The sequence below is a fragment of the Coleofasciculus sp. G3-WIS-01 genome, assembly GCF_040223135.1.
GTDB lineage: Bacteria > Cyanobacteriota > Cyanobacteriia > Cyanobacteriales > Coleofasciculaceae > Coleofasciculus.
Map to the genome: position 1 here is coordinate 17,261 of NZ_JAVJZI010000066.1, position 12,819 is coordinate 30,079.

Genomic DNA, 12,819 nt, shown 5'->3' on the forward strand with positions numbered 1-12,819 from the left:
TACCTCAACCCAACCTACAACGGTGACATGTTCCCACTCTCATCTTAGTCCCCTGCCTTTACAGATAAGCGATGGTGCAGGCTCCCTCGCGATTTATCCGAGGTATGAAACCTGCCAATAATTTAAAATCAACAAACAATCAACAATGAACGAGATTCAACGCTCGTTTTCTCGGTTATTCAAGGGTATTGCCCTGTTTACACCGGGGGGAGATTTAATTTATGGCATTGATCCGAGTAAACAAGAGCATTGGCATTTGCATCTGTGTGCGAGTTTGCAAGAAATGCTCGGATTACCGGAACCGCCCCATTTTTTAGTGCCGGGATATACTGGCACAATTGATCGCTGGCTCGATCCTTATACCCAACAGATGCGAACGTCAGCGGAACTTTATCCGCCCATCCAGCACCATCAGGCATTGCTGAATGCTGTGTTTGGTGTCAAGAACGTGGTGTGGCAAGTTGCGCCTTGGCGGGAAGAGTGCTGTGATCCAATAGTTTTGGAGACATATCGCGATCGCTTTCCCCAACTGTGGCAGGATCATGATTTGATTATCCGTTGCGATCGCCCGGAGCAATGTGCACAACAGTTGTCTGATGCTAATCCTAGACATGATCACGATTCAAGCCTGCTCAAATCTCCTCAGAGTTATGCTTGGTCTATACCAGAACGTTGGACGATTCAACAAACATCGTGGCAAGAATCCTCCCACCCACCGTCTACAGGGATTGATCCTCTGGATTCCTCAGATAGGGAATCGAATCCTAGTGAATCTCAATCTACACCCTTAACTACCCCTAGTTATGTCTTGCGCTTATTTGTATCTGGACACAGTGGATCAACTGAACATATCCTGAAAAAACTACATCAGTTAATCGAGCAATCCCTACAACATCCTTACACTCTAAAAGTGATTGATGTATTTAAACATCCTGAACAAGCGGAAGCCAATCAAATTTCAGCGACTCCCACACTGCTGAGAGTTTGGCCCCCCCCTGTCCGACGTATTGTTGGAGATTTGAATAACTTGGAAAGTATTTTACGTGTACTTATTGCTCCAGAAGCTAAACTATAAAAACTGAATTTTGTGTGAGAGAAACATAGTTAAGCTAATCCAAAATACGTTCTTCGTTTTTATTTTTATTGATTAAACTGAAGTTGACCCAGATTTAAGATTAGCCACTTGAGGAGTGCGTCCCTTTAAACCTGTCATTAATTGCAGAGCATAACATTTAACGGGATACAGATGACGCAACATCCATAATCCCAGGCGACGTAGGGTAACGATAGGTAACCAGTTATTAGAAAACATTCGATCTAAGAAATCAGTAAAGCCTAAAATGACTAGATTTTCACTTTTGCGCCACTGTTCGTAGCGCTTGAGGATCTGTTCGTCTCCGATATCTTCACCCTGTTGATGGGCTTCTTGGATGACTTGGGCAAGGGCTGCGGCGTCTCGGATGCCCATATTTAGCCCTTGTCCACCCACAGGATGGCAACAATGGGCGGCGTCGCCAATGAGGGCGAGGCGGTGCTGGGTGTAGCGATCGCTTTGCATTAACTGTACGGGAAATAGGATGCGATCGCTATCTAATTCTAAATGCCCCAAAAGTCCGCCTGTGCGGTATTCTAGAAGTTCTAGGAATTCTTTTTCATCTAAGTCTTTTAACTGTTGGGCTTCGGCGTGAGGGGCTGTCCATACCACCTGACAGCGATTTTCAGCCAGAGGAAGTACACCCATCGGACCACTCTCCCAAAAACGTTCAAAGGCGGTATCGTTATGGGATTTCTCAGTTTTGATGCGGGCGGTGACGCAGGATTGCCAATATTTCCAGCCTTTTGTGCGGATTCCGGCGGCTGTACGAATACGCGATCGCGAACCATCAGCGGCGACAACTAAGCGCGATCGCAACTGCTGAGATGTTCCATCCAAGTTTACCGTAACCTCTACCCCAGAAGCTTGATACTCGACTTTAACCACTTCCGCCGGAGACAACCAGCTTACATTCGGACAATCTGCCAAAAACTCATACAGCGAGGTAAGCAGGGGACGATGTTCGCCCACATACCCCAAATCCTGGGTACCTAAATCGGTGGGGTGAAATTGCACAAATTTAGGATAATCGCCATCACAGAGGCGAATTTGCCGATAGGTGGCAATTTGCGGCTGAATAGTTTGCCAAACCCCAATTCCTTGGAAAATGCGTCCAGAAAGCAGCGAGAGGGCGTAAGCTTGCCGTCTGGCTACGGCGACTGACTGAGGTTTTGCCTCAATTAATCCGATCCGCAACCCGGACTTTTTCAACGCACAGGCGAAGGTTGCGCCGACAATACCGCCACCGACGATGACCAGATCGTAGTCAAAGGTTTGATTGTATGCCTGTTCTTGCGTCATTTTCAGAGAATGTATCGAAATGATAAGCATTTTTACTTTTCTTCATTTTGACGCGGATAGCTGAAGAGGGCAAGGACTTGTCACGTCTATAAACCAATCAACCCACCCTTACCAGCTTCTGATACCACGTTGCGGGGCGCGTTTGTAGGGGCGGGTTTCACCATTATCGTTTCGGTTGCACCCATAAGTGACTAAACCCGCCCCGACTTTCGTCGGTTTAGTTGCGGCAAAATGTAAACCTAATAGGTCACATTGTGATTCTACCAGGATGTGATCCAGTAGGGTTACATTTACTCATCAATCACCGCTGTGCGGTCAAGCAATAGCAGCGATCGCAACTGATCGGTATCCATATCCGTTACCCAGTTTTCACCCGCTTCTACTGTCTGTTCTGCCAACTGCTTCTTACTTTCAATCATGTCATTAATCCGTTCTTCCAACGTCCCCGTACAGACAAACTTATGCACCTGCACATTACGAGTTTGACCAATTCTAAACGCCCGATCTGTCGCCTGATTCTCCACCGCCGGATTCCACCAGCGATCGATGTGAAAAACGTGATTTGCCCGGGTCAGATTCAATCCAGTTCCCCCCGCTTTTAATGAAAGAATCAGAATCGGGGGTCCTTCGGGGTCATTTTGGAAACGGTCAATCATTTCCTCTCGTTGATTCTTGCGAGTTGCGCCATAGAGGAACAAGATTTCCTGATCAAATTGTTTTGCCAAATAAGGTTGCAACAGCTTACCCCATTCCGCAAACTGGGTGAAAATTAAAGCGCGATCGCCTTCAGAAATTGCTTCGTCTAACATTTCCTGTAAACGCAGTAATTTCCCAGAACGCTTAGCATCTTTTAAGGATTTCTCCTTTAATAATTGGGCAGGATGATTACAGACTTGCTTGAGTCGCATCAGCAAGGTTAAAATTAACCCTTTGCGCTTAATTCCCTCTGCCGCTTCAATTTCCACCAATGATTCATCGACCAATTTCTGATACAGGGCGGCTTGTTCTGCGGCTAGTCCACAGAATACCGTCATCTCCTGTTTTTCCGGTAAATCTTGAATAATCGTCTTATCAGTTTTTAGACGGCGGAGAATAAAAGGTTGCACTAGCGATCGCAAAGTTTGTAAGGAATCCCTGTCGCCAAACTTCTCAATTGGCATAGCAAAGCGGCGTTGGAAAAATTGGCGATCGCCTAAATATTGGGGATTGAGAAAATCTAAAATTGACCACAACTCCGACAATCGGTTCTCCACAGGTGTCCCCGTTAAGGCAATGCGAAATTCAGTTGGGAGTTTCCGCACGGCTTGCGACTGTTTCGCCCCTGGATTTTTGATGTTCTGCGCCTCATCTAATACGACACCTTGCCAAGATACAGCTTCTAGAGTTGCGGCATCTCGATACACCAATGGATAACTGGTAATCACTAAATCCTGATTCTTAACCGCTTTAGCAAATGTCTTGCCTTTTGATCGTTTATCACCGTGGTGAACCATGGCTTTGAGAGTAGGAGCAAATTTTTTCACTTCCCGTTCCCAGTTTCCCAGTACGGATGTGGGACACACCAGTAATGTAGGCGACTCTAGAACATCTTGCTCTTTTAAATGAAGCAGAAAGGCAATGGTTTGAATTGTGTTATGACAAAGAATGTTATTTGCCACAAAGTTGTGATGGTGGCTGACTTCAAAATCATACACCCATCCCTCATAGTCGATATCCTCGATATTTTGAATCTGACAGTAGAAAACTTCTTCTTCTTGATCCAGGACATTTTGTAAGTATTCTGATGAGAATAAAGCAGAAAGCTTTTTGAAGGCAGAGGGCAGAGGGCAGAAGGCAGAAGGTAAGGAGGAAGGTGGCAAAGTAGAAGTCAATGAGAACTGTTGAGAAAGACTTGATATCACTCGTTCTCGACTAGCCCGTGAAAAGGTTTGTGAGACTAAATTCTGGTTATCTACCTCTATGATCCAGTCCGCGTAGGCGGACTTTGTTTGTGTAGCTGCGACTTCCAGTCGCCAGGTTTCTGGTTTACTTGATATCACTCGTTCTCGACTAGCCCGTGAAAATGGTTGTGAGACTAAATTCTGGTTATCTACCTCTATGATCCAGTCCGCGTAGGCGGACTTTGTTTGTGTAGCTGCGACTTCCAGTCGCCAGGTTTCTGGTTTACAGATTTCTTCCAGTTTCCGCTGTTTTTCTGGACAATTAAATCCAATTACTTGTAAGAATCGACGTGCTGAATTTCCACCAATTGTACAAATGTGTTGTGGTGTAATCTGCAACCAAATTCCCAAGCGCCGTAGTAATACAGAGAGTTGCTGAATCAGTAAAGGGGAAGCTGTACTGATTTCAATACTCCGCATCTGAGAAATAACAGACGCTTCCGCATCGAAATAGTTTTGGAGGAAGATCTTCACCGTATCTAGATCTGCCTGCATAATAAAATCTGGGATAGATTTGGCGTGCGATCGCATCCCCCAACTGTATCCTTTGGTTTGTAAGAATTCTCGGTAGGCGTGGCTATCGATTCGCAGATATGGCACTCGATTTGGGTAGGTACAAAGGCTAGGGTTATTGATTTTCAGGTTGTACCGCTGACCGATTTTTTGGAAGATTTGGAGCAAGTTTTGTAAACAGTCTTTGTCTTTGTGTGAAATGTTGATCCTTGCTCGATCCGATTGCTCACATCCTTCGGCAATTTGCCAAGCCAGAAACTTGACCAAATCAGGATCTTCTGGTTGCCCCTGCCAAATCATTTTGGCAGGTACACAGACGTAATCCCCCACCTGAAAATTAGTCGTCCAACCGTGATGGGTTAATAGTTTATGACGATAGGTAATCGTAATTTGGCTTCCATCTTTAAGCTTGACGGTGCGTAGTTTTTCCTGCACTCGCTGGCGATAGAGACGCTGAATGGGAGCAGTGGTCATTTTATGGGTTTGTGAGTCAATGGCATTAATCAGTAACGACTCTGTTGGCTGACTCCAAAATCCCTCCCCATCAAATTCCGCTTCTGTTGCATACTGTTTCCAAATATCTTCAGCTTGAATAACCGTTCCATTGACGGAAATTAATGTACTAGGCGCGATGCATTTTCCCAATCCCATATCGTCCGCTAAACAAGCACCTAAGCCCCAGCGTTCTAAAAAGGCTAACCAACTGGCTCCTCGGAGTTGATACGGGCGTAATGTGCCGTTAAAGTCTTGGGGAACTTCAATCGGTTCAATTGTGCGATTTCCGGTGAGATTGGTAATTAATTCTTGCAGCGCCCCGGAGGCTTCAAAGTGAACAACAGGCAGTTTTCCTAATGTTTTAGTATCTCCTGTCGCCAGTTGCAAGGCGTCTTTTACTGACAGACTCATATCTTCTTTTGATGCTGTCAGAATGGTGTGCGCCGCCCGCGCATCCGCAGGTTGTAGAGCAATCCATTCCCCATTGACTTCAACTAACGGGGATTTGAGTGACATCAGGCGCTGAAATTCAGATTTGGAGAGTTTAGTATCACCAATTGCCAAATCCCACTTAAATTTAAGCAGGCTTTGTAAACCCAAACGTTCCTCTTTCTTCGATTTAGGCGCTTCTGCGGTAATACTAATACCGAGGCGTTTTTCTCCTGATCCGGGGGCTAATCCTGGGGGTAAGATAATGCCCAAGCCACTGTCTTGCAGTCGCCATGCACTGGCTTTGATAAATTCATATACTTGGACGGGGTTGAGTTCACAAAACTGGGGACAGCGTTCGTGTAAGCTGGCTTCTAGGGGGGGGTAGAGGCGAGAGGCTAATCCTAACCCTTTGAGTAAGGTTTCCTGGGGCTGTTCAATGGTTCGCCCTTGATAGTCTAATTGTTCGACAGGATGCCGCCAAATCGTTTTGGCATCGACTAATAAGTCAGCATCATCCATGGCTTGCAAGCAATAGTCAAGCCGCCAGTTTGTTTCATCGGGTTCAGGGGGTTGTAATACCAAGCAGGTGCGAAAGAGATTTTGGGTTAAATCTTGGGTGGTAGGGGTAACCAGGTGCTGTTGGATAGATGTTGTCCAAGTGGACAATGCAGTATCCAAACGTGCGATCGCCATCGGTTCGACTTCCAGGCTATCCTTGGCGCTACAGAGGGCTTGCAGCCATTCGGGTAGGGGTGAGGTAGCGGTTGGGGGTGATAGCGACTCTACCCAATTTTTCACCTGAGTATTAATGGCGTCTCGTAAAAAGTTCAGGATGAGGGATTGGGGATTGTTGATTTGTGATTGGGAGTATTCTCCCCTTGCTTCTGTGCTCCCAGACGCGCCATGGCGCGTCTCTACATGCCCAGACGCGCCATGGCGCGTCTCTACATGCCCATACGCGCCATGGCGCGTCTCTACATGCCCATACGTTTGACAAGCTAAGGGCATGGATTGGGTAAACTCGGCTAAGCGAGTTTGATCGGTAGCACTGTCGAGGAGGGGTTGCCAGTAAGCGATGGCTTCGTCGTTGGGCTGACGATAGAGTCCTGGTACAAATTTACACCGAGTTAGTAAGTCTAAACTCCAGCGATAGACATGAGTCCAAAACCGTAAGTCTGAGCCGACGTAATTATCGGAGACGTTGAATCCTCCTAAGGGTAGAGATTGAAGAAAGGGTAGGGCGGCTGAGGGGGTGAGACGGTATCCAGTGACAGACCATTTTTGCAGTTCTAGGGATGAGGAGTCTGTCTCGTCGGTAGGGGGGAGTTGGGCAGAAAGAAGCGGGTAGGCTGATGTCTTAGCAGCGGCGGGGTGAGTGGGTAAAACTAGCAGATGGGTTCGCCAGGAAGCGATCGCACTTTCCGTATCTCTGTGGCTTTTTCCCGTTTCTGGTTCAGGAATGGTTAGGCTGCGATCGCGTAAAAATTCCCTTAACTCCGCCTGTGTCATCCCAAAGGGATGGGGCATAATCTGATTATTGGCAGCAGAGTCCACGGAGGCTAAAGGACGCCACCGTTCTCCCCAAATAAATAAGTAATTATTAGATTCGCGGGTAATCCAACTACCATGTAAAATTGCCATGTTTATAGAAAAATGAAAATAGAATCCAATACTATCAATTGCTACTTGTCCAATTTTAAAGGATGGGTGTGAGGCAGCAATTCTCGCACTCACCACTCTCGCATTCAGTCAGGGCGGGTTTAGTCGAATCTCTTGTGAGGGAAAAAACGATAATAGTGAAACCCTCCTCTACTGAACTCAAAACTCAGACAGGCTATGGCACATCTGGGACATTCAAAACTCAAAACTCAAAATTCAAAACCCTTATCAAAGCAGCATTATTCCATAAATGCTAGGATTGCGACAGAGAAAAAAACATGATAAACAGAGAAGGGTAACGAACCAAATGGTAGAGTTAGACAAATCAATATCCTTTGATGGACGGGATATTCGGCTAAGAGTCGGTCTACTAGCACCCCAAGCTGGGGGAACTGTACTAATTGAATCAGGAGATACAGCGGTTTTAGTCACGGCGACTCGCTCAGCGGGTCGAGAAGGCATCGATTTTCTCCCCTTATTAGTGGACTACGAAGAAAGACTGTATGCAGCCGGTCGAATTCCAGGCGGCTTTCTGCGGCGAGAAGGGCGTCCTCCGGAAAAAGTAACACTTACCAGCCGTCTGATTGATCGCCCGTTGCGCCCCTTGTTTCCCAGTTGGCTGCGCGATGATATTCAGATCGTAGCAACAACCTTGTCCATGGATGAACAGGTGCCACCGGATGTGTTGGCGGTAACTGGGGCATCAGTAGCGGTACTGCAAGCGAAAATTCCATTCTATGGTCCCATGGCAGCAGTACGGGTGGGGCTAGTTGGAGATGATTTCATTATTAATCCAACTTACCGCGAAATTGATAATGGTGATCTAGATTTGGTGGTCGCGGGTTCTCCCCAAGGCGTGATTATGGTGGAAGCCGGGGCGAATCAACTGCCAGAACGAGATATCATTGAGGCGATTGAATTTGGCTACGAAGCGGTGCAGGATTTAATTGCGGCTCAGCAAAACCTGCTCAAAGAGTTGGGGATTGAGATGACCCAAGTACAAGGGCCAGAAACCCCATCGGAACTGGAAGACTTTATCCGCGATCGCGCCACGAAACAGATTAAGCAGGTATTGTCTCAGTTTGACTTAGATAAGCACGGTCGCGACAAAGCCTTGGACGAGATTAAGGAAAAGGAAATTCTGGCTGCGATCGCACAACGTCCAGAAGATGACCCCTTGCGCGTCGCCGCCGCTGATTCTCAATTGGTCAGTAGTGTATTCAAAGGCTTGACCAAGAAGCTGATGCGATCGCAAATTGTCGAAGATGGTGTGCGTGTTGATGGGCGTAAACTGGATGAGGTACGTCCGGTGTCTTGTAAGGTGGGTTTATTACCCGCCCGTGTCCATGGGAGTGGTTTATTTAACCGAGGCTTGACTCAAGTGCTGTCTGCGGTGACCTTGGGAACGCCTGGGGATGCTCAAATGCTGGATGATCTCAATCCAGAAGAAGAGAAGCGTTACCTGCACCACTATAACTTCCCGCCCTTTTCCGTGGGGGAAACCAAACCCATGCGATCGCCGGGACGCCGGGAAATCGGTCACGGTGCTTTGGCAGAACGTGCCATTATTCCTGTCCTACCGCCGCAAAATGAGTTTCCTTATGTGATTCGGGTGGTATCGGAGGTGCTTTCGTCCAATGGTTCAACCTCGATGGGTTCGGTTTGTGGATCGACTCTAGCTTTAATGGATGCAGGGGTTCCGATTACCAAACCCGTCAGTGGTGCGGCGATGGGATTGATTAAAGAAGGCACGGAAGTCCGGATTCTCACTGATATTCAAGGGATTGAAGACTTTTTGGGCGATATGGACTTTAAAGTCGCAGGAACGGATACTGGGATTACTGCCTTACAAATGGACATGAAAATCACCGGTCTGCCCATGGAAACCATTGCCAAAGCGATTGAACAAGCTAAACCGGCGCGACTGCACATTTTAGAAAAGATGCTAGCGGTGATTGACAAACCCCGCCCCGATCTTTCTACTTTTGCCCCACGCTTGCTGACGATGAAGATTGATCCTGACTTGATTGGGTTGGTGATTGGTCCTGGCGGTAAGACGATTAAAGGGATTACAGAACAAACTGGTGCCAAAGTCGATATTGATGATGATGGCACGATTACGGTTTCTGCTGTTGAAGGGGAAAAGGCAAAGAAAGCCATTACCCTGATTCAAGGGATGACTCGTCGCTTAGAAGAAGGGGATGTTTATGCCGGTCGCGTGACTCGGATTATTCCCATTGGTGCGTTTGTGGAAGTGTTACCAGGGAAAGAGGGAATGATTCACATTTCCCAACTGGCAGATTATCGTGTGGGTAAGGTGGAAGATGAGGTTGCTGTTGGCGATGAAGTGATTGTCAAAGTGCGAGAAATTGACAATAAAGGTCGGATTAATCTGACTCGTTTGGGAATTCATCCCGATGAAGCAGCCGCAGCGCGTGCAGCAGCGACAACTTAGATGGTTTTGGAGTTAGCTGAACGTTAAATCAATTGTCAGCAAGCCGCAGCATCCGCCAAGAACTCAAGTTCTTGGCTGAAAGCTTAAGTCCATTTAAATGGACTAAAACTTTTATCCAGTCCGCTCAATTCTGACTTGAGTAGGGTGGGCAATGCCCACCCTACTCAAGTCAGTAGCATTCAGCTTAAGTCCATTAAAATGGACTAAAACTCTGATCCAGTCAGTACCGTTAAAACCTTTATCTGCTTGAGTGGTATCCCCGCCCGTAATCCTTCGATTAACGCCTCTAGCTGTTTTCCTTGATTAAATAACCGATTCCGGTTCCCTGTTTCCGATTCTCGATACCCTGAAAATTCACACCGGAATCCGATCAAAATAACATCGCCGTCGCAACGCCTGTCGCAGTAGCACCTGATATTCCTGCTCCTCTATCGTACAAGCGCCAAAGCGAGATAAGTGAGGATTCATCATTTGAACATCAAACAACAAAAAGCCGCGCGATCGCAACCGCTCGACTAACTTAACTAACGCCACCTTTGAGCCTTCCGGAATCCGGTAAAACATGGATTCGCCAATAAACGCGCCGCCAATTACAATCCCTAAAATCCCACCCGCTAGCTCATTTCCTTGCCAGGTTTCAAAGCTATACGCCCAACCTTCCTGATAAAGTAACCAATAAATTTCCTGGAGTTCCGCAGAAATCCACGTACTCTCCCGATTAGCACAACCGGCAACAACGCCTTTAAAGTCTCGGTTAATTGCCGTGCTAAACCGCTTCTGATTTAAAACCCTCTGTAGCGATTTGGGATAGCGAAACCGCTCGTCTAAGGGGATGATTGCTCGCTGGCGACTGGAGTACCACCCTAATGATCGGGTTTCATCCGCCATCAAAAAATAGCCTTGAGCATATCCTTGGATTATTGTCGGAATATTTAACTCCATGGTGATCGAACTCGATTGAGAGTCCCTGTTCTTGAACCGCTAAACTTCAGTTTAAAATTTCCCTGATCGGACATAATTTCGCTATGCTTAAAAATAAAATAATATTTCTCAATGATGCCCCTCACATCATCTATTTTGAGGTTGACAAATTAAACAATGTATGTTTGCTTAATAGCAAGTTGTGATTCACCGTACTGTATTAGGGAGACAAGCAAGTATAGATAAGGGAGAGAAAATACTACAGACGAACACAACTCTGGCTGAAAAATGCCGTCCCCAGAATGGTAGTTTTCCCATCCCAAAAATAAACATTTTGGCTTTTAACCTTTTATGGCTGAACCTATTCCCCCCGTTACCCTTCCCCCCGCTGAAAATGCCCAGCAGGAAGGAAAATGGTTGCGAGACGCTTTGGTTCACTGGCTGGATCATGAATTTTTGCCAGAACCAGCGAATCAGGACATTGCCGATCGCGCCTCCCAAATCTTTGTCCGCCAACGCTTAGAAGGCGAAAACGATGTTGGTGCTTTGGTGATTGCCATTGTTACCGAAATGCAAGCCTTCGACTTCCGAGAAAGCTTTTATAGTGAATTCGCGATCGCCAACGCGGTTAGTGATTTGCTCCTAGACAGTCTGGGTATTGACCGTTGCTGTGGAAATTAGTCCTGCGTCATTGGTCATTTGTCCCCAGTCTTTCGGTAAGAACGATTGACCAATGACCCAAATCTACCAACTCGACTTAACCACCCCTGGTAGTAATCCTTTGTGCGCCCATTCCCGCAGTACATGGCGAGATAGACCAAAATCCCGATAGTAGCCCCGGGGACGCCCTGTTACCCAACAGCGATTCCGTACCCGATTCGGCGCACTACTGCGGGGTAACTGTTGGATTTTCCGGTGAATCTCTAGTTTCTCAGCCGGAGAGGAAGCATTATCGAACTCTTCTTTGAGCGCTGTTCGCTTAGCCGCATACTTCTCAACCATCTTTTTGCGCTTTTTCTCGCGCTCAATCATTGATTTTTTAGCCATGAGTCTTTGGCGTTTCCCTAAATAAAGACACTGTTCCCTATCTTATCGAATTTTGTTATCCCTCAACCTTAGCACTGGGACATAAATCAACCAGCACGCAAGCGTCGCACTTCGGCTTCTTCGCCTGACAAATTGCCCGACCATGGTAAATGAGACAGATTGACCAGTTTTCCCAATCTTGCAGAGGCAATAGTCGCATTAAATCGCGTTCGATACGAATCGGATCACTATGTTCCGTCAAACCCAGACGCTGAGTCAAGCGCTTGACATGAGTATCCACCGTCACCCCCTCGTGGATATCAAAGGCATTCGCTAGCACAACATTGGCAGTTTTGCGAGCCACACCGGGTAATTTGATCAGCAGTTCGATCCGTCGAGGAATCTGATTGCCAAACTCGGTGACAATCATCCGACAAGCCCCTTGAATATTTTTCGCCTTATTGCGATAGAATCCAGTCGGACGCACCAAGGCTTCGAGCACCTCAATATCCGCCTGCGCGATCGCAAGAGCGTTAGGAAATTGGCGAAACAATTCCGGTGTCACCTGATTCACTCGTTCATCTGTACATTGTGCCGACAGAATCGTCGCCACCAATAACTGTACAGGGGTGTCATAGTTTAGCGTACAGTGAGCATCTGGATAAAGTCGCTTCAGGCGAATCAAAATCTCCAATGCGCGTTGCTGTTTAGCTGACCATTTACGGGTGATGCTCATTAGAACTCCTCCGTTGTGGGAAACCCCGTGTCTTCAGACCGGGGAGGAACGCGCGGTAGCGGTTTAAGAAGCATACCCCTTTCGGGGTGGAGGGGTATGGTTGCCCCTCCAATGAGGTATGGTTGCCTCAATCTCCTTTCGGGTAAAGTTAGCTTCGCCAATGTTATCGGTCGGTAACTATCCAAAAAGCACTGTTTCAGTGACCTTAAAACTGTTTAACTTTTCGGTTCTAGAGCAGCAGACTAGC

At 47.0% G+C, this 12,819-nt stretch carries 9 protein-coding genes; 3 read left to right on the plus strand and 6 right to left on the minus strand.

Annotated elements, in window-relative coordinates; all coding sequences use genetic code 11:
* Positions 1-145: 145 nt before the first annotated feature.
* Positions 146-1,075 carry a circadian clock KaiB family protein gene (locus RIM23_RS06705; RefSeq protein ID WP_446365567.1) on the plus strand — a complete coding sequence of 310 codons (930 nt, stop codon included), beginning with the start codon at positions 146-148 and terminating at the stop codon, positions 1,073-1,075.
* 72 nt (positions 1,076-1,147) lie between these two features.
* On the opposite strand, the gene RIM23_RS06710 is transcribed toward RIM23_RS06705, so the two are convergent.
* Both RIM23_RS06710 and RIM23_RS06715 read right to left on the minus strand, forming a co-directional pair.
* Entirely contained in the window at positions 1,148-2,395 is a 1,248-nt protein-coding gene (locus tag RIM23_RS06710) for an FAD-dependent hydroxylase (protein WP_446365569.1), read from the minus strand.
* 290 nt (positions 2,396-2,685) lie between these two features.
* The gene (locus tag RIM23_RS06715; protein WP_446365571.1) at positions 2,686-7,416 is read right to left on the minus strand and encodes an SNF2-related protein; all 4,731 of its coding nucleotides are present in this window, start codon (positions 7,414-7,416) and stop codon (positions 2,686-2,688) included.
* Between the two features lie 325 nt (positions 7,417-7,741).
* Between RIM23_RS06715 and RIM23_RS06720 the strand changes: the two genes are divergently transcribed.
* Positions 7,742-9,889, plus strand: coding sequence for a polyribonucleotide nucleotidyltransferase (locus RIM23_RS06720; protein WP_446365573.1), 2,148 nt, complete (start codon positions 7,742-7,744; stop codon positions 9,887-9,889).
* A gap of 203 nt (positions 9,890-10,092) precedes the next feature.
* Here the strand turns inward: RIM23_RS06720 and RIM23_RS06725 are convergent, their stop codons facing one another.
* Together RIM23_RS06725 and aat are read right to left on the minus strand one after the other, a co-directional pair.
* Positions 10,093-10,263, minus strand: a complete 171-nt coding sequence (locus tag RIM23_RS06725; protein ID WP_446365575.1) for a hypothetical protein — start codon at positions 10,261-10,263, stop codon at positions 10,093-10,095.
* Positions 10,244-10,831: a leucyl/phenylalanyl-tRNA--protein transferase gene (gene aat / locus RIM23_RS06730; RefSeq protein ID WP_446360775.1), complete on the minus strand. Its 588-nt coding sequence runs from the start codon at positions 10,829-10,831 to the stop codon at positions 10,244-10,246. The genes RIM23_RS06725 and aat overlap by 20 nt, the downstream gene beginning before the upstream one ends.
* A 330-nt stretch (positions 10,832-11,161) precedes the next feature.
* Between aat and RIM23_RS06735 the strand changes: the two genes are divergently transcribed.
* Entirely contained in the window at positions 11,162-11,491 is a 330-nt protein-coding gene (locus RIM23_RS06735; RefSeq protein WP_446336851.1) for a hypothetical protein, read from the plus strand.
* 63 nt (positions 11,492-11,554) lie between these two features.
* Here RIM23_RS06735 and rpsN read toward each other — a convergent pair whose 3' ends face one another.
* A complete protein-coding gene (gene rpsN / locus RIM23_RS06740) occupies positions 11,555-11,857 on the minus strand; it encodes a 30S ribosomal protein S14 (protein ID WP_446365577.1) in 303 nt (100 codons plus the stop codon).
* Between the two features lie 55 nt (positions 11,858-11,912).
* Positions 11,913-12,572 (minus strand): endonuclease III, encoded by a 660-nt coding sequence (gene nth, locus RIM23_RS06745; protein WP_446365579.1) that lies wholly within the window; start codon positions 12,570-12,572, stop codon positions 11,913-11,915.
* Positions 12,573-12,819: the final 247 nt, after the last annotated feature.